Raw genomic sequence first — 16,686 nt, forward strand, 5'->3', positions numbered from 1 at the left:
CACATGGCAAAGGTTAAGTACAAGCTCGAGGACCTCCGCAACATCGGCATCATGGCCCACATCGACGCCGGTAAGACCACCACGACGGAGCGCATCCTCTACTACACGGGCAAGACCCACAAGATCGGCGAGGTCCACGACGGTGCCGCCACCATGGACTGGATGGTCCAGGAGCAGGAGCGCGGCGTGACCATCACCTCCGCGGCCACCACGTGCTTCTGGAAGGACCACGTCATCCAGATCATCGACACCCCGGGCCACGTCGACTTCACGTCCGAGGTCGAGCGTTGCCTGCGCGTCCTCGACGGTGCCGTCGCGGTCTTCGACGCCGTCGCCGGCGTCCAGCCGCAGTCCGAGACCGTCTGGCGCCAGGCCACGACCTACGGTGTTCCCCGCATCGCCTTCATCAACAAGTACGACCGCGTGGGCGCCGACTTCTTCCACGCCATCGAGACCATGAAGGACCGTCTGCACGCCAACGCCGTGGCGGCTCAGATCCCCATGGGCTCCGAGTCCAACTTCTGGGGTCTCGTCGACCTGGTCACCATGACCGCGTGGGACTTCAAGGAGGACGCCAAGGGCATGATCTACCCCGAGGCCATGGACGCCATCCCCGACGAGTTCATGGACCTCGCCCAGGAGAAGCGCGAGGAGCTTCTCGACGCCGCCTCCAACTTCTCCGACGAGATCATGGAGGCCGTGCTCGAGGAGGCCGAGATCGACGTCGACACCCTCAAGGCGGCTCTCCGCAAGGGCGTCATCGACGGCGAGCTCAACCTCGTCTTCGTCGGCTCCGCCTACAAGAACAAGGGCATCCAGGAGCTTCTCGACGCCGTCGTGGACTACCTGCCGAGCCCGCTCGACGTCACCGAGATCGACGGCACCAACCTCAAGGGTGAGCCCGAGGTCCGTCACGCCGACCCCAAGGAGCCCTTCGCGGCCCTCGCCTTCAAGATCATGACCGACCCCTACGTCGGCAAGCTCACCTACATCCGCGTGTACTCCGGTCAGGCGGAGGCGGGCTCCTACGTCTACAACTCGGTCAAGGACAACCGCGAGCGCCTCGGCCGCATCCTCGAGATGAACGCCAACGAGCGCGTCGACCGCGACGAGTGCTCCGCCGGCGACATCGTCGCCTGCGTCGGCCTCAAGAACACCACCACCGGCGAGACCCTCTGCGACGAGAAGCACCCGGTCATCCTCGAGTCCATCGAGTTCGCGACCCCGGTCATCTCCGTTGCCGTCGAGCCCAAGACCAAGGCCGAGCAGGACAAGATGTCCGTGGGCCTGGCCAAGCTCGCCGAGGAGGACCCGACCTTCCAGGTCCACACCGATCACGAGACCGGTCAGACCATCATCTCCGGCATGGGCGAGCTGCACCTGGAGATCATCGTCGACCGCCTGCGCCGCGAGTTCAAGGTCGACTGCAACGTCGGCAAGCCGCAGGTCGCCTACCGTGAGACCGCCGGCAAGGCCGTCATGCACGCCGAGGGCAAGTTCGTCCGCCAGTCCGGCGGCCGCGGCCAGTACGGCCACGCGATCATCGACATGGAGCCCAACGAGGAGGGCAAGGGCTACGAGTTCGAGAACGCCATCGTCGGTGGCGTCATCCCGAAGGAGTACATCCCCTCCATCGACAAGGGCATCCAGGAGGCGCTCGAGAGCGGCGTCATCGCCGGCTACCCGGTCGTCGACATCAAGGTCAAGCTCATCGACGGCTCCTACCACGAGGTCGACTCCTCTGAGGCCGCCTTCAAGATCGCCGGCTCCATGGCGATCAAGGACGCCCTGAAGAAGTCCGACCCGGTCCTTCTTGAGCCGATCGAGGAGGTCGAGGTCGAGACGCCCGAGCAGTACATGGGCGACGTCATGGGCAACCTCTCCTCCCGCCGCGGCAAGATCGAGGGCATGGAGGACCGCCGCGACACCAAGGTCATCCGCGCCAAGGTGCCCCTGGGCGAGATGTTCGGCTACGCCACCGATCTCCGCTCCCAGACGCAGGGTCGCGCGAGCTACACCATGCAGTTCGACTCCTACGAGCCCGTCCCGAAGAACATCCGTGACGAGATCGTCGCCAAGAACGGCGGAACCGCTTCCTAAGTCAACGACCACCGAGCCCTAGCTCATTTGGAGGTACACAGTGTCAAGCCAGAAGATCAGGATTCGCCTCAAGGGCTACGACCACGAGGTCGTTGATCAGTCCGCGAAGCTCATCGTCGACACCGCCCAGAAGACGGGCGCCCGCGTGTCCGGCCCCATCCCCCTGCCCACCGAGCGCAACCTCTACACGGTCATCCGCTCGCCGCACAAGGACAAGGACTCCCGCGAGCAGTTCGAGATGCGCACCCACAAGCGCCTCATCGACATCCTCGACCCGGCTGCCGCCACGGTTGACTCGCTCATGCGTCTCGACCTCCCGGCCGGCGTGGACATCGAGATCAAGCTCTAAGTCCTAACGCTCAAGGGGGAGCCCCCGTCGTTCCACGCAAGAGTGTTCGCGCTTCGCGCTCAGAACTCTTGCTTAGGAACGGCGGGGGCTCCACGCGTATACAGCCTTGAGTTGCCGTCAGATGCTCTGCTCCTCGCCGCGGACGAGGACCAAAAGGAACGTGAGGGTGAGGGCGAGAAGGACGTGGCGTCCGTGCGGCACGCGCAGGCGTGCGTCCTGCCCATTGAACTCGACAGACGCTATGGGGCGGTTGGCCTGCGCGAGCTCGACCTTCTCGCCCAGCCAGTCGCCCTCCACGCTGACGTCGCAGCCCTCGAGCTCCCAAACCTCCGCAATGCCCGCGCGCATGCGCAGACTCTTACGCATTGTTACGGTGCCGACGCCGTCGATCTTCGCCTCGAGCGAGGGGAGCGGCGCGCCCGTCATGATGAGGCGATACGCCACTCGCGCGACCCTCGCGCCGGAGGCGTCCTCGATCTTCCAGCGCTCCCCGCGCGGCACGCTGGCGGTATGGCGAATGAGGCAGGGCTGCTCGTTCTTCTCGTCCAGAACCGTGACCATAAGATCATGCAGGCTGCCCTCTGTGTGGAGTCGCAGCTCGACGTTGCTCCCCAGCGCCCCTCGCAGCACGTGCAGAGAGGCGCTGCCGGCTGCGCGCGCTCGTGAGACGCCTGCGACGGCGAGTGCCGTCACGACCGGCGCCAGCGAGAGCGCCCCGCCGAGTGCCCCGAGCTCAGCCACGAGCGCCGGCGCCACGACCGCGGCGCCGACCATCCCGATGCCCGACGCGGCCGCATAGCTCACGCGCGCCCTTCTCCGTTCCTGGGCCTCGACCGCGACCACCGTCTCGACGTCCCCTCTGACCAGCTCGTCAATCGTGACATCGAAGAGCGCGCTCATCAGGAGCAGCGACTGCGCGTCCGGCGTCGTCCTACCGGACTCCCAGTGCGAGATGGTCTGCCTGCTCACGAACAGCGCCGCAGCGAGTTCTTCCTGCGTGAAGCCCCGGGCCTGCCTGAGCTCCCGGATGCTTGAGCCTACGTCCATGGCGCCCCCCTTCGTTGGCGAGAGTGTACCCGGCCTCGAGCTATGCGTCTGTCAAATGTGATGTACAGATGCGCTGAGCTGCTAGTTCTCAAAACCCTTGGAAAGACGGGCGATGATGTCGTCCGACTCGTACAGCGGGACGCCGTCGATGAACAGGCAGGGGACCTGCGGCTTGCCGCCCGCGCGAACGAGCTCCTCGCGGGCGTCAGGGTCGCAGGTGATGTCGCGCAGGGGCATCTCGATGCTGCAGCGCTCCATGAAGCGCAGGACCTTCTGGCAGTAGGGGCAGGCAGGCATGATGAAGAGCTCGTAGCGACGTGCCATGGGCGTCCTTTCGGTCGACGGCGGGGCATTCTTCAGGGACTTGTACCCCGCGGTGGTCCCTCCGCGCCTTCGGATGGATAAAACCGGCTTTCGTGCAACATAACTCCGATTTCAAAATCAAAACGTCGACTCGTGTAGCGTGGTTTTGTCCCAAGCCAGCAAAACGATTTAATAATGCATATGCTCAACTGGGCAAATTTGAACAGCCGGCGTCGCGGGCGACAAAATTTGGGAAATCTGCGCTACACGAGCGGGCGTTTTGATTCCCAAACAGGGTCCGACGCAGCACGAGCGGCCGTTTTGGACAATTCGACGCCGTCCGCCGCCCGTTGCGAAACCGAAACCATTGCTGTGTATGATGGCGAGAAGAAGACGGCTCGACGAAGGAGCATCCATGAACATCGTCTGCCTCGACCTTGAGGGCGTGCTCGTCCCGGAGATCTGGATCGCGTTCTCCGAAGAGTCCGGCATCCCGGAGCTCTCCCGCACCACGCGCGACGAGCCGGACTACGACAAGCTCATGGCCTTCCGCATCGCCACGCTGCGCGAGCATGGGCTGGGGCTGCCCCAGATCCAGGAGGTCATCGCTCGTATCGACCCGCTGCCCGGCGCGCGCGAGTTCCTGGACGCGCTGCGCGAGCGCACACAGGTCGTGATTCTCTCCGACACGTTCGAGGAGTTCGCGCGCCCGCTCATGGCCAAGCTGGGCTGGCCCACGCTGCTGTGCAACTCGCTCGAGGTGGCCCCGTCCGGCGAGATCCTCGCCCACCGCATGCGCTGCGAGAACTCCAAGCTCACGACCGTCCGTGCGCTCCAGAGCTGCGGCTTTGACACCATCGCCGCTGGCGACTCCTTCAACGACCTCGCGATGATCCGCGCGAGCAAGGCGGGCTTCCTTTTCCGCAGCACGCCGCAGATCCAGGCGGACAACCCCGACCTTCCGGCGTTCACCGAGTACGCGGACCTTCTCGCTGCCGTGACGGAGGCGCTCTAGCATGTCGACGCTCTACGTGCTCCGCCACGGCCAGACCGAGTTCAACCTGCAGAAGCGGGTCCAGGGACGCTGCGACTCGCCGCTCACCGAGCTGGGCGTCGAGCAGGCGCGCGGCGCGGGGCGCTGGCTCGCCGCACGGGGCGTTCGCTTCGACCGGATGTGCACCTCGCCGCTCGGCCGGGCGGTCTCGACGCTCGAGGTGGTGCGCGAGGAGCTGCGCGCCGCGGGCGAGAAGGACCTGCCGCCCGTGGAGCCCATGGACGGCCTCATGGAGCGCAGCTACGGCGTGTTCGAGGGCGGGCCGCAGGCGGACGTGCCGACGGAGCTGTGGGACCCGGGCGAGTCGCTCGTCCCGTACGGCGGGGAGGGGAGCGTCGCCCTGCGAAAGCGTGTCGTCGCCGCCATGACCGATGTCATGAGCGCGCCGGGCGTCGACTGCGCGCTGGCGGTCTGTCACGGATCCGCCACGCTGCAGTTCAAGCTCGCCTGGGAGGGGCTCGCGCGCTGTCCCCAGGATGTGCGTCTCGGTAACTGCTGCGTGCTGGTCTACGAGTTCGACCCCGAGGCGCTCACCTTCGCGTGCGAGAAGATCGTGAACCAGGAGGCGTGACGCCCCGCGCCCGGGTTAGAAATAACGCATCGTCCCCGTCCGAAGCGCATCTCGGAGGGGGACGATGCGGTCGTTTTAACCCAAACGGCGGCGCGGACGGGGACGATGTGGTCGTTCTAACCCGCCCGGCACGCGTCGCCACACCCCATGGATACGCCCGGGAGCGCGGAACGTGCCGCCGCAGCTCAGCGCACCTAAAAAATGTATGGAGACATTGTGCAGCCGCGCTGGCGCGTGTAGACTAGACGGGCTGCACAAAAGGGGACAGCTGTGCCGAGAGGCCATGAAATACCCTTTGAGCAGCAGATACAGGACGTGGTCCGCTGGGGACGGGCGCAAGGGGCGCCCGACAGATCCCATGACCACCGAGGGTTAGGAAAGCGTATGGTCAGCACGATCCTTGGCCGCAAGCTTGGGATGACGCAGATCTGGGACGAGAACGACAACGTCGTGCCCGTCACCGTCATCCAGGCTGGCCCCTGCACTGTCTCGCAGGTCAAGACGAAGGCGACCGACGGCTACGACGCCGTCCAGATCGGCTTCGGAGACATCTCCGACAAGCACGTCAACAAGCCCATGGCCGGCCACTTCAAGGCCGCCGGCGTCGAGCCGATGCGCTACCTCCGCGAGGTCCGCGTCGAGAACGGCGAGGAGCACAAGACCGGTGACGTGGTCACCGTCGCCGACTTCGCCGACGTCAAGTCCGTCGACGTCATCGGCACCTCCAAGGGCAAGGGCTTCCAGGGCACCATCAAGCGCTGGAACTTCTCCCGCGGCCCCATGACCCACGGCTCCCGCAACCAGCGCCGCCCGGGCTCCATCGGCCAGTGCGCCTACCCCGCGCGCGTCCGCAAGGGCCTGCACATGTACGGCCACATGGGCGACGAGCGCGTGACGGTCAAGAACCTCAAGCTCGTCCGCATCGACGCCGAGCAGAACCTCATGCTCGTCAAGGGCGCTGTCCCCGGCGGCAAGAACGCTCTCGTCCAGGTCCGCATGGCCTAAGTGCCAGGAAATCTCTTAGGCTAACAAGGAGGACAGAATGTCCAAGTACGCAATCAAGAACGTCGAGGGGGCTGAGGTCGGCCAGGCCGAGCTCTCCGCCGACGTCTTCGGCATCGAGCCGAACATCCCCGTCATCCACCAGGTCGTGGTCTGCCAGGACAGCTGCGCTCGTCAGGGCACCCACGCCGTGAAGAACCGTCACGACGTCTCTGGCGGCGGCGCCAAGCCCTACCGTCAGAAGGGCACCGGCCGCGCTCGCCAGGGTTCCACCCGCGCCGCGCAGTGGACCGGCGGCGGCGTCGTCTTCGGTCCCACCCCGCGCACCCACAACAAGCGCATCAACAACAAGATGGTGAAGCTCGCCATGCGCTCCGTGCTCTCCGGCAAGGTTGCCGACCAGGAGCTCGTGCTCGTCGACGCCCTCTCCTTCGAGAAGCCGTCCACGAAGCAGGCCAAGGCCCTTCTCGGCGCCCTCGGCATCGGCGACAAGCGCGTGACCATCGTCGTCCCCGACGATGACGTCAACACCTACCTCTCGTTCCGCAACCTCGCCGGCGTCAACGTCATCGGCGTCTCCGAGGCCACCACGCGCACCCTCATCGACAACGGCGCGCTCGTCATGACCGCCGACATCGCGAATCAGTTCGGGGAGGTGCTCGCATAATGAACTCCGCCTACGACGTGATCATCCGCCCGATCGTCTCCGAGCGTTCCTTCGACCTCATGGAGCAGGGCAAGTACACCTTCGAGGTGGCCAAGTCCGCCCCCAAGGAGGAGATCGCCAGCGCCGTGGAGAAGCTCTTCGGCGTCCACGTGGTCAAGGTCAACACGCTCAACGTCTCCGGCAAGAAGAAGCGCGTCCGCTACCAGACCCCTGGTACCACGCGCTCCTGGAAGAAGGCCGTCGTGACCCTCGCCGCCGGCGAGACGATCGAGATCTTCGGCAACCAGCAGGCCGCTGAGTAGCGCTTCCGCCCGGGCCCCGCTTGGGGCTCGGGCAGCATGCCGCGCAGGATGGATACGCGCGGTACCGTGGTAATCCGGTGTCGGTCCGCCACTCCCTGAGCGGGCCGGCCAACGGAACAGAAGGGAAAGGTTTTACATGGCAGTCAAGCACCTCAAGCCCACGAGCGCCGGCAGGCGTTTCCAGACGGTCTCGGACTTCGCCGAGATCACCTGCACCACGCCCGAGAAGTCGCTTCTCGAGCCCCTGCCCAAGAAGGCCGGCCGCAACAACAACGGCCGCATCACCACCCGTCACCAGGGCGGCGGCCACAAGCGTCAGTACCGCAAGATCGACTTCAAGCGCCGCAAGGACGACGTCCCGGCCAAGGTCGCCACGATCGAGTACGACCCGAACCGCTCCGCCCGCATCGCGCTGCTCCACTACGTCGACGGCGCCAAGGCCTACATCCTGTGCCCCGAGGGTCTGCACGTGGGCGACACCGTCGTCTCCGGCACCAAGGACATCGACATCAAGCCGGGCAACTGCATGCCGCTCTCCGAGATTCCGGTCGGCACGCTCGTCCACGCCGTCGAGTTCCAGCCCGGCAAGGGCGCGGCCATGGCCCGTGCCGCCGGCACCTCCGTCCAGCTCATGGGCAAGGACAACGGCTACGCCGTCCTCCGCATGCCCTCCTCCGAGCTTCGCCGCGTGCTGCTCACCTGCCGCGCCACGATCGGTGAGGTCGGCAACGCCGAGCACTCCAACATCGTCGTCGGCAAGGCCGGCCGCAGCCGCTGGGCCGGCGTCCGCCCGACCGTCCGTGGTACGGTCATGAACCCGGTCGACCACCCGCACGGCGGCGGCGAGGGCAAGAACCACACCTCCGGCCGTCCGTCCGTGACGCCCTGGGGCAAGCCGACGAAGGGTTACAAGACGCGCGACCCGAAGAAGGCCTCCAACCGCCTCATCATCCGTCGCCGCAAGTCCAAGTAGTCGGAACACGAGTAGTAGGAGATAGAAAGCATGAGCAGAAGTCTCAAGAAGGGCCCGTTCGTGGAGACTCGCCTCCTCGCGCGTGTCGCCGCTCAGAACGAGGCCGGCACCAAGGAGGTCATCAAGACCTGGTCGCGCTCCTCGACCATCTTCCCCGAGATGGTCGGTCACACGATCGCCGTCCACGACGGCCGCAAGCACGTGCCTGTGTACGTCACCGAGTCCATGGTCGGGCACAAGCTGGGCGAGTTCGCCCCCACCCGCACGTTCCGTGGCCACAAGGCCAACTAGGGAGGTAGGAGCTAGATGCCTCAGAACAACACCAACGAGGTTCGCGCCACGGCCAAGTACGTGCGCATCGCGCCGCGCAAGGCCCGCGCCGTCGTCTCGCTGATCCGCAACCTCCCCGTTGAGAAGGCCCTCGAGGTCCTGCAGTTCTCGACCCGCGCCGCCTCCGTCGACGTGGCCAAGGTCCTGCGCTCCGCGATCGCCAACGCCGAGAACAACAACGGCATGCGCGCCGAGAACCTCTTCGTCAAGCTTGCCTACGTTGACGAGGGCCCCACCCTCAAGCGCATCCGTCCGCGCGCCAAGGGCTCTGCCTCCCGCATCAACAAGCGCATGAGCCACATCACCGTCGTCGTCGCTCCTCGAAAGGAGGCGTAAGCGAGCATGGGTCACAAGGTTCAGCCTACCGGCTTCCGTCTCGGCATCACCGAGGAGTGGCGTTCCCGCTGGTACGCCGATAAGAACTACGCCGAGACCCTCGGCAACGACCTCGCCATCCGCAGCTACCTCGAGAAGCGCCTCGCCAAGGCCGCCCTGTCCCGCGTGGACATCGAGCGCGCCGGCGACAAGGTGAAGGTCACCATCTACACCGCCCGCCCGGGCATCGTCATCGGCAAGAAGGGCGCCGACATCGACGTCCTGCGCGCCGACCTCGAGAAGGTCGCCGGTGTCGCCAAGGGCATGGTCAACGTGGACGTCGTCGAGATCAAGCGCCCCGAGCTCGACGCCAACCTCGTCGCCCAGTCCATCGCCGAGCAGCTCGAGCAGCGCGTCGCCTTCCGTCGCGCCATGCGCAAGGCCGTCCAGTCCGCCCGCAAGGCCGGCGCCAAGGGCATCCGCATCCAGTGCTCCGGCCGCCTCAACGGTGCCGAGATGGGCCGTCGCGAGTGGTACCGCGAGGGTCGCGTGCCCCTGCACACCCTGCGCGCCGTGATCGACTACGGCCAGTCCACCGCCCGCACCACCATGGGTGCCTGCGGCGTCAAGGTTTGGATCTACCTCGGCGAGAAGCTGCCCGGCCAGGCCACCCCGCGCCCGGCCCTCGAGGGCTCCTCGCGTCCTCGCCGCGGTCGTAACGAGAGGAGGGCTCGCTAATGCTCGCACCTAAGCGCGTCCTGCACCGCAAGGTCCAGCGCGGCTCCATGAAGGGCCACGCCAAGGGCAACACCAAGCTGAACTTCGGCTCCTACGGCATCCAGGCCCTCGAGGCCCACTGGATCACCAACCGCCAGATCGAGGCCTGCCGTGTCGCCATGACCCGCTACATGAAGCGTGGCGGCAAGGTCTGGATCACGATCTTCCCCGACAAGCCGATCACCAAGAAGCCGGCCGAGACCCGCATGGGCTCCGGCAAGGGCAATCCCGAGGAGTGGGTGGCCGTCGTCAAGCCGGGCCGCATCATGTTCGAGATCGACGGCGTGTCCGATGAGGTCGCTCGCGAGGCTCTCCGTCTGGCCCAGCACAAGCTGCCCATCAAGACCAAGATCGTCGCCCGCACCGACAAGGACGGGGAGGAATAGTCAATGAAGTACAAGGACATCCAGGCCATGAGCGACGACGAGCTCGCCAAGAAGCTGGAGGAGGGCCGCGCTGAGCTCTTCAACCTCCGCTTCCAGATGGCCACGAGCCAGCTCGACAACACGGCTCGCGTCAAGACCGTGAAGAAGGACATCGCGCGCGTCCTCACCGAGCAGCGCGCCCGTCAGATCGCCGCGGAGAAGTCCGCTGCCCAGAACTAACCAGGAGAATGACTATGGCTGAGACCGAGAAGAGGAACGCGCGCAAGGTCGTCACCGGGACGGTCGTCTCCATCTCTGGCGACAAGTCCATCACGGTGAAGATCGACTACCGCAAGCGTCACCCCAAGTACGGCAAGATGATGACCATCTCGAAGAAGCTCCACGCCCACGACGAGAAGAACGAGTGCGGCATCGGCGACCTCGTGACCGTCATGGAGACGCGTCCGCTCTCCAAGACCAAGCGTTGGCGTCTCGTGGAGATCGTCGAGCGCGCTAAGTAAGTATCAGTGACAAGCTCCCCAAGTGCGTCGCGCGTGTGGGCGCACCTCTGGGAGGCACACGTTCGGAGGAACACCAATGATTCAGATGGAGACCATGCTCAACGTCGCTGACAACAGCGGCGCTCGGCGCGTGAAGTGCGTCAAGGTCCTCGGTGGCTCCAAGCGTCGCTACGCCGGCCTTGCCGACGTCATCATCGGCGCCGTTCAGGAGGCCACCCCGGGCGGCTCGGTGAAGAAGGGCGACATCGTCCGCTGCGTCATCGTGCGCACCACCAAGGAGACCCGCCGCAAGGACGGCAGCTACATCAAGTTCGACCAGAACGCCTGCGTCCTGGTCGACAAGGAGGGCGAGCCCAAGGGCACCCGTATCTTCGGGCCCGTCGCTCGTGAGCTCCGCGACCACAAGTACATGAAGATCGTCTCGCTCGCGCCTGAGACGCTCTAGGGAGTGAGTGAATATGGCGAAGATGAACGTGAAGACGGGCGACAAGGTCGTCGTCCTCTCCGGTAAGGACAAGGGCAAGGAGGGCCAGGTCATCCGCGCCCTTCCCGCCGAGGGCAAGGTCATCGTCGAGGGCGTCGCCGTCGTCAAGAAGGCCGTCCGCCCGACCGCCCAGAACCAGCAGGGTGGCTTCGTCGAGAAGGAGGCGGCCATCGACGTGTCCAACGTCATGCTGGTCTGCCCCAAGTGCGGCAAGCCCGCGCGCGTCGGCCACGACGTCAACGACAAGGGCGACAAGGTCCGCGTCTGCAAGAAGTGCGGCGCCCAGTTCTAAGAGCCTGACCTGAGTGCCATCCGGGAGGCCCCCGGTTCATCTCCGAGAAGTGCGCTGCGCGGAACTTCTCTCCGATGAACCGGGGGCCTCTCTGCGTTGACGCGCGGGGTCAGGCTCGTTCTTGTCGCCGCACTGGTCTTTCTCGTTAGGAAAACGGGCGCGTCCCCGTCTGGGCGGCGAGAAAAACGGGGACACGCCAGGATTACTAACCCGGAAACGTTTCCGGAGGGGGATGGGCGCCAATTCCTAACCGGTCATCGGGAGCGCGGTGGCGAGAAGGACCGTGCGCTCGAATGTGCAGGAACGGTGCCGCCGAGTTCGTCGTTCCCTTTTGTGGAGAAAGGGCGTAATATGTTTCCTTGCGTCTGTAGGTAGGGAGGATTCTGCCTCGGGCGCATGACAAGGCTCCCGGCCCCGCCAAGGCAGGGAGGTACGAGGTTGGAAACCCCGTGCTGAGAACCCCAGGATCTAAGGAGCGAACATGGCAGACAAGTACGTCCCGCGTCTCAAGGAGCAGTATTTCGCCACCGTGCGTGACGAGCTCCAGAAGCAGTTCGGCTACAAGAACGTCAACCAGATTCCCAAGATCGAGAAGATCGTGGTGAACATGGGCGTCGGCGAGGCCGCCACGGACGCCAAGGCCATCGACGGCGCCGTCGCCGACCTGCGCGCCATCACCGGCCAGCAGCCGCTGATCACCCACGCCCGCAAGTCCATCGCCACCTTCCACCTGCGCGCCGGCATGCCGATCGGCGCCAAGGTCACCCTCCGCGGCGACCGCATGTGGGAGTTCCTCGATCGCCTGATCTCCATCGCCATCCCGCGCATCCGCGACTTCCGCGGCATCTCCCCGAAGAGCTTCGACGGCCGTGGCAACTTCTCCATGGGCGTCACCGAGCAGCTCATCTTCCCGGAGATCGACTTCGACAAGATCGATCACACCCGCGGCATGGACATCACCATCGTGACCACCGCCCAGACCGACGACGAGGGCAAGGCGCTTCTCAAGGCCTTCCACTTCCCGTTCAAGGCTGAGTAGGTCGTATATCAACAAGACGCCCCGCGCGAACGGGGCGTCGGGATTGCACTGAAGGAGGATTTGTGGCTAAGACATCGATGATCGTCAAGGCGTCGCGCGAGCCGAAGTACTCGACCCGTACGCAGAACCGTTGCCAGCGCTGTGGGCGTCCCCACTCCGTCTATCGCAAGTTCGGCCTCTGCCGCGTGTGCTTCCGCGAGCTTGCGAGCAAGGGCGAGCTTCCTGGCGTCCGCAAGGCCAGCTGGTAGGACGGCAGGGCTCTGGCGCCCAGGCGCGCGCGCCACGGGTGCGTGCGAACCGGGCACTCAGGTTCATCATTACCGAAGGAGAATGATCCATGAAGATCACTGATCCCATTTCCGACATGCTGACGCGCATCCGCAACGCGAACGCAGCCAACAAGGCCGAGGTGTCCATGCCCTCGACCAAGGTGCTCGTCGAGGTTGCCCGCGTCATCTGCGAGGAGGGCTACATCGCGGGTTATGAGGTCGAGGACACGACCCCGCAGAAGACCCTCCACATCACCCTCAAGTACGGCGCCCGCCACGCCAAGGTGATTCGCGGCATCCGTCGCATCTCCAAGCCTGGCCTGCGCATCTACTCCACCGCGGACAAGCTTCCGCGCGTGCTCGGCGGTCTCGGCACCGCCGTCATCTCCACCTCCAAGGGCATGATGTGCGACCGCGACGCCCGCAAGCAGGGCATCGGCGGCGAGGTCATCGCCTACGTCTGGTAACTCTCGGCAGGAATGAAAGGAGACAGCCGTGTCTCGAATTGGTAAGCAGCCTGTCCAGGTTCCGGCCGGAGTCACTGTGACAGTCAACGGCGCCACCGTCACCGTCAAGGGTGGCAAGGGCGAGCTCACCCGCACCTTCTCCGACCTCGTGGAGATCAAGCAGGAGGGCGAGGAGCTTCTCGTCGTCCGCGTGGATGAGTCCACCGCCTCCAACGCGCAGCAGGGTCTCACCCGTACCCTCCTGCACAACATGGTCGTCGGCGTGTCCGAGGGCTTCGAGAAGAAGCTCGAGCTCACCGGCGTCGGCTACCGCGCTACGCTCAAGGGCAAGGACCTCGACCTCTCCCTCGGCTACTCTCACCCGGTGCTCTACCCGGCCCCCGAGAACATCACCTTCGAGGTTCCCGACAACACCCACATCACGGTGAAGGGCATCTCCAAGGAGCAGGTCGGCCAGGTCGCCGCTGAGATCCGCATGAAGCGCCCGCCCGAGCCGTACAAGGGCAAGGGCATCCACTACGAGGGCGAGCACATCCGCAGGAAGCTCGGCAAGGCCGCCAAGTAGCCTCGAGGCTTATAAAAGACCATCACCCCGTCAGGTGATGGCACGTCTAAGGAGAAGGAATGAACAAGCAGCAGGCGAAGAAGGCCGGTCTCAAGCGCCGCGAGCGCCGCGTCCGCGCCAAGATCTTCGGCACCGCTGAGCGTCCGCGCCTCAGCGTGCACCGTACCAACGCTCACATCTATGCCCAGGTCATCGATGACGCCGACGGCAAGACCATCTGCTCTGCCTCGACCCTCGACCCCGAGTTCCGCGCCACGGGCAAGCTCGGCTCCAACAAGGAGGCCGCTGAGTTCGTCGGCGAGCTCGTGGGCAAGCGCGCCCTGGAGAAGGGCGTCACCGAGGTCACGTTCGACCGCGGTGGCCGTATCTATCACGGCCGTGTCAAGGCTCTGGCAGACGGTGCCCGCAACGCGGGCCTGAAGTTCTAGGAGGATTCAATGGCACGAGATCGCAAGCGCCAGCAGGACACGGATCTTCAGGAGCGCGTCGTCTTCATCCACCGTGTCTCCAAGACCGTCAAGGGCGGCCGTCGCATGTCCCTCGTGGCCCTCGTGGCCGTGGGTGACGGCAAGGGCAACGTCGGCCTCGGCATGGGCAAGTCCGCCGAGGTGCCCCTGGCCATTTCCAAGGGCGTCGAGGACGCCAAGAAGAACATGTTCCACGTTCCCGTCACCGAGGCGGGCACCATCCCGCACGCCGTCGAGGGCCACTACGGCGCCGGCCACGTGCTGATCAAGCCGGCCATCGAGGGTACCGGCGTCATCGCGGGCGGCCCCGTCCGTCCGCTCTTCGAGCTCGCGGGCATCACCAACGTGCTCTCCAAGTCCCTCGGCACCAGCAACGCCATGAACATCATCAAGGCCGCCGCCGAGGGCCTCAAGGAGCTCTCCAGCCCCGCCGAGACCGCCGAGCGTCGCGGCATCACGGTCAGCGAGATGTTCGCCGGGAAGGAGAACTAACGATGGCTCAGTCCCTCAAGATCAAGCTCGTCAGGAGCGCCGTCGCCTCCGTCAAGAAGGACCAGACGGCCACCTGCCGCGCCCTCGGCCTCCGCAAGATCGGTGACGTCGTGGAGCAGCCGGACAACCCGAGCATCCGTGGAATGATCTTCAAGGTCAAGCACCTTGTCGAAGTGGAAGAGAACTAGGAGTCACTCATGCAGCTCAACGATCTGCGTCCCGCTGAGGGCTCGCGCAAGAACCGCAAGCGGATCGGTCGCGGCAACTCGTCCGGTCACGGCACCACCGCTGGTCGCGGCACCAAGGGCCAGCTCTCCCGCTCCGGCGGCGGCAAGGGCAAGGGCTTCGAGGGCGGCCAGCAGCCGCTCGCGATGCGCCTCCCCAAGCTCCCCGGCTTCAAGAACCACAACCGCGTCGAGTACGCCCCGGTGAACGTCGCCCGTCTCGACGCGCTGTTCGCCGACGGTGAGACCGTCGACGCCGATACCCTGGTTGCCAAGGGCGTCATCAAGCACAACTATGTTCCCGTGAAGGTCCTCGGCGACGGCGAGCTCACCAAGAAGCTCACCGTCAAGGTGGACAAGGTCTCCGCCTCTGCCCAGGCCAAGATCGAGGCGGCCGGAGGAAAGGTCGAGCAGGCGTGCTAAAGGGAATCGCCAACGCGTTCCGCGTCCCGGAGCTCAGGAACAAGCTGCTCCTCACGGCAGGCATTCTGCTGCTGTACCGTTTCGGCGCGTACCTGCCCGTTCCGGGTGCCCCGTTCCAGGACCTGCTCGGCGCCTACCAGGCCGGCCTGTCCGAGAGCGGTGCGATGGCGGTGCTCAACCTGTTCTCGGGTGGAGCACTCTCCCGCATGTCCGTCTTCAGCCTGGGAATCATGCCCTACATCACGGCGCAGATCATCTTCCAGCTGCTCCAGGCCGTGATTCCCTCCCTTGGCGAACTTGCCCGCGAGGGCGAGGCCGGTCAGCGCAGGATCACGCAGTACACGCGGTACCTCACGATCGGTCTCGCCCTGCTCAACGCCATCGGCTACCTGTTCATGTTCAGGAGCTACGGCGTCAACCTGTCCGCGGCCGGCGTGCCCGAGGCGCTGCTTGACGTCATGATCGTCTTCACGATGCTCGTGGGCGCCATCGTCATCATGTGGCTCGGCGAGATCATCACCCAGAACGGCGTCGGCAACGGCATGTCGCTGATCATCTTCTGCAACATCATGTCCGGCGTGCCCACCTCGCTGATCTCCTCGATCACCGGCACCGGCAACGTGGTGCTCACCGTGGTGACCATGGTGGTCATCATCGCCATCATCCCGCTGATCGTCTTCGTGGAGCGCGGTCAGCGCCGTATCCCGATCCAGTACGCCAAGCGCGTCGTGGGCCGTCGCATGATGGGTGGCCAGTCCACCTACCTGCCGATCAAGGTCAACACCGCGGGCGTCGTGCCGATCATCTTCGCCTCCGCGATCCTGTACCTGCCGGCCCAGCTGGCGGTCTTCTTCCCGAGCGTCGAGTGGGTCCAGGCGTTCGCCAACGCCCTCTCCTCGGGCTGGATCAACTGGGTGCTTTCCGTGCTGCTGATCGTGGCCTTCGCGTACTTCTACTCGTCGATGGTCTTCAACCCCACGGAGACGGCCGACCAGCTCCGCAAGCAGGGCGGCTTCATCCCCGGCGTCCGTCCGGGCGCCGCCACCGCGGCCTACATCAAGAGCGCCATCGACCACGTAACGCTCCCGGGCGCCCTCTTCATGGCCGTCCTGGCCGTGGTCCCCACGATCATCTTCTGGTTCACGGGCAACTCGCTCGTCCAGTCGTTCGGCGGCACCTCCGTCCTGATCATGGTCGGCGTCGCCATGGACACGCTCTCCTCCATCGAGAGCCAGCTCAAGATGCACAACTACGACGGGTTCTTCAAGTAGGGCACGTCGTCGGCAGG

Annotated in this window: 27 protein-coding genes; 25 read left to right on the forward strand and 2 right to left on the reverse strand. The window is 65.3% G+C overall.

Annotation, left to right across the window (positions count from 1 at the left end):
• Positions 1–3: 3 nt before the first annotated feature.
• Both fusA and rpsJ read left to right on the forward strand, forming a co-directional pair.
• Positions 4–2,100, forward strand: a complete 2,097-nt coding sequence (fusA, locus tag INF26_RS01070) for an elongation factor G (protein WP_193528897.1) — start codon at positions 4–6, stop codon at positions 2,098–2,100.
• 40 nt (positions 2,101–2,140) lie between these two features.
• Positions 2,141–2,449: a 30S ribosomal protein S10 gene (gene rpsJ, locus INF26_RS01075; protein ID WP_075575844.1), complete on the forward strand. Its 309-nt coding sequence runs from the start codon at positions 2,141–2,143 to the stop codon at positions 2,447–2,449.
• Positions 2,450–2,566: 117 nt separating this feature from the next.
• On the opposite strand, the gene INF26_RS01080 is transcribed toward rpsJ, so the two are convergent.
• Together INF26_RS01080 and INF26_RS01085 are read right to left on the reverse strand one after the other, a co-directional pair.
• Entirely contained in the window at positions 2,567–3,496 is a 930-nt protein-coding gene (locus INF26_RS01080; protein ID WP_193528898.1) for a helix-turn-helix domain-containing protein, read from the reverse strand.
• 81 nt (positions 3,497–3,577) lie between these two features.
• A complete protein-coding gene (locus tag INF26_RS01085; RefSeq protein WP_193528899.1) occupies positions 3,578–3,820 on the reverse strand; it encodes a glutaredoxin family protein in 243 nt (80 codons plus the stop codon).
• Positions 3,821–4,214: 394 nt separating this feature from the next.
• Between INF26_RS01085 and thrH the strand changes: the two genes are divergently transcribed.
• The 23 genes from thrH to secY all read left to right on the forward strand — a co-directional run bounded on the left by thrH (position 4,215) and on the right by secY (position 16,669).
• Positions 4,215–4,814 carry a bifunctional phosphoserine phosphatase/homoserine phosphotransferase ThrH gene (gene thrH / locus INF26_RS01090; RefSeq protein ID WP_193528900.1) on the forward strand — a complete coding sequence of 200 codons (600 nt, stop codon included), beginning with the start codon at positions 4,215–4,217 and terminating at the stop codon, positions 4,812–4,814.
• Position 4,815: 1 nt separating this feature from the next.
• Positions 4,816–5,424, forward strand: coding sequence for a histidine phosphatase family protein (locus INF26_RS01095; RefSeq protein WP_193528901.1), 609 nt, complete (start codon positions 4,816–4,818; stop codon positions 5,422–5,424).
• 384 nt (positions 5,425–5,808) lie between these two features.
• Positions 5,809–6,429 (forward strand): 50S ribosomal protein L3, encoded by a 621-nt coding sequence (rplC, locus tag INF26_RS01100; RefSeq protein ID WP_193528902.1) that lies wholly within the window; start codon positions 5,809–5,811, stop codon positions 6,427–6,429.
• A gap of 37 nt (positions 6,430–6,466) precedes the next feature.
• Entirely contained in the window at positions 6,467–7,093 is a 627-nt protein-coding gene (gene rplD / locus INF26_RS01105) for a 50S ribosomal protein L4 (RefSeq protein ID WP_193528903.1), read from the forward strand.
• Positions 7,093–7,395 (forward strand): 50S ribosomal protein L23, encoded by a 303-nt coding sequence (gene rplW, locus INF26_RS01110; RefSeq protein ID WP_193528904.1) that lies wholly within the window; start codon positions 7,093–7,095, stop codon positions 7,393–7,395. The genes rplD and rplW overlap by 1 nt, the downstream gene beginning before the upstream one ends.
• Positions 7,396–7,531: 136 nt before the next feature.
• The gene (gene rplB / locus INF26_RS01115) at positions 7,532–8,368 is read left to right on the forward strand and encodes a 50S ribosomal protein L2 (RefSeq protein ID WP_087227317.1); all 837 of its coding nucleotides are present in this window, start codon (positions 7,532–7,534) and stop codon (positions 8,366–8,368) included.
• A 30-nt stretch (positions 8,369–8,398) separates the two neighbouring features.
• Positions 8,399–8,659, forward strand: coding sequence for a 30S ribosomal protein S19 (gene rpsS / locus INF26_RS01120; protein WP_087227318.1), 261 nt, complete (start codon positions 8,399–8,401; stop codon positions 8,657–8,659).
• 15 nt (positions 8,660–8,674) lie between these two features.
• Entirely contained in the window at positions 8,675–9,034 is a 360-nt protein-coding gene (gene rplV / locus INF26_RS01125) for a 50S ribosomal protein L22 (protein WP_193528905.1), read from the forward strand.
• 6 nt (positions 9,035–9,040) lie between these two features.
• Positions 9,041–9,751 (forward strand): 30S ribosomal protein S3, encoded by a 711-nt coding sequence (rpsC, locus tag INF26_RS01130; RefSeq protein WP_193528906.1) that lies wholly within the window; start codon positions 9,041–9,043, stop codon positions 9,749–9,751.
• Positions 9,751–10,176 (forward strand): 50S ribosomal protein L16, encoded by a 426-nt coding sequence (rplP, locus tag INF26_RS01135; protein ID WP_193528907.1) that lies wholly within the window; start codon positions 9,751–9,753, stop codon positions 10,174–10,176. Before rpsC ends, rplP begins: the two co-directional genes overlap by 1 nt.
• Before the next feature lie 3 nt (positions 10,177–10,179).
• On the forward strand, positions 10,180–10,395 hold the full coding sequence (gene rpmC, locus INF26_RS01140) for a 50S ribosomal protein L29 (RefSeq protein WP_075575861.1): 216 nt from the start codon (positions 10,180–10,182) through the stop codon (positions 10,393–10,395).
• 14 nt (positions 10,396–10,409) lie between these two features.
• Positions 10,410–10,676, forward strand: coding sequence for a 30S ribosomal protein S17 (gene rpsQ / locus INF26_RS01145; RefSeq protein ID WP_087352619.1), 267 nt, complete (start codon positions 10,410–10,412; stop codon positions 10,674–10,676).
• 76 nt (positions 10,677–10,752) lie between these two features.
• Positions 10,753–11,121 (forward strand): 50S ribosomal protein L14, encoded by a 369-nt coding sequence (rplN, locus tag INF26_RS01150; RefSeq protein WP_075575863.1) that lies wholly within the window; start codon positions 10,753–10,755, stop codon positions 11,119–11,121.
• Positions 11,122–11,134: 13 nt separating this feature from the next.
• Complete coding sequence (gene rplX / locus INF26_RS01155) at positions 11,135–11,452, forward strand: 50S ribosomal protein L24 (RefSeq protein WP_226371789.1); 318 nt, start codon at positions 11,135–11,137, stop codon at positions 11,450–11,452.
• A 481-nt stretch (positions 11,453–11,933) separates the two neighbouring features.
• Positions 11,934–12,491 (forward strand): 50S ribosomal protein L5, encoded by a 558-nt coding sequence (gene rplE / locus INF26_RS01160; protein WP_193528908.1) that lies wholly within the window; start codon positions 11,934–11,936, stop codon positions 12,489–12,491.
• Positions 12,492–12,553: 62 nt separating this feature from the next.
• Positions 12,554–12,739, forward strand: a complete 186-nt coding sequence (locus INF26_RS01165) for a type Z 30S ribosomal protein S14 (RefSeq protein WP_012809232.1) — start codon at positions 12,554–12,556, stop codon at positions 12,737–12,739.
• 89 nt (positions 12,740–12,828) lie between these two features.
• Positions 12,829–13,227 carry a 30S ribosomal protein S8 gene (gene rpsH, locus INF26_RS01170; protein ID WP_075575866.1) on the forward strand — a complete coding sequence of 133 codons (399 nt, stop codon included), beginning with the start codon at positions 12,829–12,831 and terminating at the stop codon, positions 13,225–13,227.
• Positions 13,228–13,255: 28 nt separating this feature from the next.
• Entirely contained in the window at positions 13,256–13,792 is a 537-nt protein-coding gene (rplF, locus tag INF26_RS01175) for a 50S ribosomal protein L6 (protein WP_193528909.1), read from the forward strand.
• A gap of 59 nt (positions 13,793–13,851) precedes the next feature.
• The gene (gene rplR / locus INF26_RS01180) at positions 13,852–14,220 is read left to right on the forward strand and encodes a 50S ribosomal protein L18 (RefSeq protein ID WP_193528910.1); all 369 of its coding nucleotides are present in this window, start codon (positions 13,852–13,854) and stop codon (positions 14,218–14,220) included.
• Positions 14,221–14,229: 9 nt separating this feature from the next.
• The gene (rpsE, locus tag INF26_RS01185) at positions 14,230–14,751 is read left to right on the forward strand and encodes a 30S ribosomal protein S5 (protein WP_193528911.1); all 522 of its coding nucleotides are present in this window, start codon (positions 14,230–14,232) and stop codon (positions 14,749–14,751) included.
• Positions 14,752–14,753: 2 nt separating this feature from the next.
• Positions 14,754–14,939, forward strand: coding sequence for a 50S ribosomal protein L30 (gene rpmD, locus INF26_RS01190; protein WP_193528912.1), 186 nt, complete (start codon positions 14,754–14,756; stop codon positions 14,937–14,939).
• Between the two features lie 9 nt (positions 14,940–14,948).
• Positions 14,949–15,398 (forward strand): 50S ribosomal protein L15, encoded by a 450-nt coding sequence (gene rplO, locus INF26_RS01195; RefSeq protein ID WP_193528913.1) that lies wholly within the window; start codon positions 14,949–14,951, stop codon positions 15,396–15,398.
• Entirely contained in the window at positions 15,392–16,669 is a 1,278-nt protein-coding gene (secY, locus tag INF26_RS01200) for a preprotein translocase subunit SecY (protein WP_193528914.1), read from the forward strand. Before rplO ends, secY begins: the two co-directional genes overlap by 7 nt.
• Positions 16,670–16,686: the final 17 nt, after the last annotated feature.

The sequence above is a fragment of the Thermophilibacter gallinarum genome (genome assembly GCF_014982725.1).
Taxonomy (GTDB): Bacteria; Actinomycetota; Coriobacteriia; order Coriobacteriales; family Atopobiaceae; genus Thermophilibacter; species Thermophilibacter gallinarum.

Bases quoted from the DNA above. Each gene is read 5' to 3' on its own strand.
- fusA (WP_193528897.1), top strand. From the start codon at position 4: ATGGCAAAGGTTAAGTACAAGCTCGAGGACCTCCGCAACATCGGCATC.
- INF26_RS01080 (WP_193528898.1), bottom strand. From the start codon at position 3,496: ATGGACGTAGGCTCAAGCATCCGGGAGCTCAGGCAGGCCCGGGGCTTC.
- INF26_RS01085 (WP_193528899.1), bottom strand. From the start codon at position 3,820: ATGGCACGTCGCTACGAGCTCTTCATCATGCCTGCCTGCCCCTACTGC.
- thrH (WP_193528900.1), top strand. From the start codon at position 4,215: ATGAACATCGTCTGCCTCGACCTTGAGGGCGTGCTCGTCCCGGAGATC.
- INF26_RS01095 (WP_193528901.1), top strand. From the start codon at position 4,816: ATGTCGACGCTCTACGTGCTCCGCCACGGCCAGACCGAGTTCAACCTG.
- rplC (WP_193528902.1), top strand. From the start codon at position 5,809: ATGGTCAGCACGATCCTTGGCCGCAAGCTTGGGATGACGCAGATCTGG.
- rplD (WP_193528903.1), top strand. From the start codon at position 6,467: ATGTCCAAGTACGCAATCAAGAACGTCGAGGGGGCTGAGGTCGGCCAG.
- rplW (WP_193528904.1), top strand. From the start codon at position 7,093: ATGAACTCCGCCTACGACGTGATCATCCGCCCGATCGTCTCCGAGCGT.
- rplB (WP_087227317.1), top strand. From the start codon at position 7,532: ATGGCAGTCAAGCACCTCAAGCCCACGAGCGCCGGCAGGCGTTTCCAG.
- rpsS (WP_087227318.1), top strand. From the start codon at position 8,399: ATGAGCAGAAGTCTCAAGAAGGGCCCGTTCGTGGAGACTCGCCTCCTC.
- rplV (WP_193528905.1), top strand. From the start codon at position 8,675: ATGCCTCAGAACAACACCAACGAGGTTCGCGCCACGGCCAAGTACGTG.
- rpsC (WP_193528906.1), top strand. From the start codon at position 9,041: ATGGGTCACAAGGTTCAGCCTACCGGCTTCCGTCTCGGCATCACCGAG.
- rplP (WP_193528907.1), top strand. From the start codon at position 9,751: ATGCTCGCACCTAAGCGCGTCCTGCACCGCAAGGTCCAGCGCGGCTCC.
- rpmC (WP_075575861.1), top strand. From the start codon at position 10,180: ATGAAGTACAAGGACATCCAGGCCATGAGCGACGACGAGCTCGCCAAG.
- rpsQ (WP_087352619.1), top strand. From the start codon at position 10,410: ATGGCTGAGACCGAGAAGAGGAACGCGCGCAAGGTCGTCACCGGGACG.
- rplN (WP_075575863.1), top strand. From the start codon at position 10,753: ATGATTCAGATGGAGACCATGCTCAACGTCGCTGACAACAGCGGCGCT.
- rplX (WP_226371789.1), top strand. From the start codon at position 11,135: ATGGCGAAGATGAACGTGAAGACGGGCGACAAGGTCGTCGTCCTCTCC.
- rplE (WP_193528908.1), top strand. From the start codon at position 11,934: ATGGCAGACAAGTACGTCCCGCGTCTCAAGGAGCAGTATTTCGCCACC.
- rpsH (WP_075575866.1), top strand. From the start codon at position 12,829: ATGAAGATCACTGATCCCATTTCCGACATGCTGACGCGCATCCGCAAC.
- rplR (WP_193528910.1), top strand. From the start codon at position 13,852: ATGAACAAGCAGCAGGCGAAGAAGGCCGGTCTCAAGCGCCGCGAGCGC.
- rpsE (WP_193528911.1), top strand. From the start codon at position 14,230: ATGGCACGAGATCGCAAGCGCCAGCAGGACACGGATCTTCAGGAGCGC.
- rpmD (WP_193528912.1), top strand. From the start codon at position 14,754: ATGGCTCAGTCCCTCAAGATCAAGCTCGTCAGGAGCGCCGTCGCCTCC.
- rplO (WP_193528913.1), top strand. From the start codon at position 14,949: ATGCAGCTCAACGATCTGCGTCCCGCTGAGGGCTCGCGCAAGAACCGC.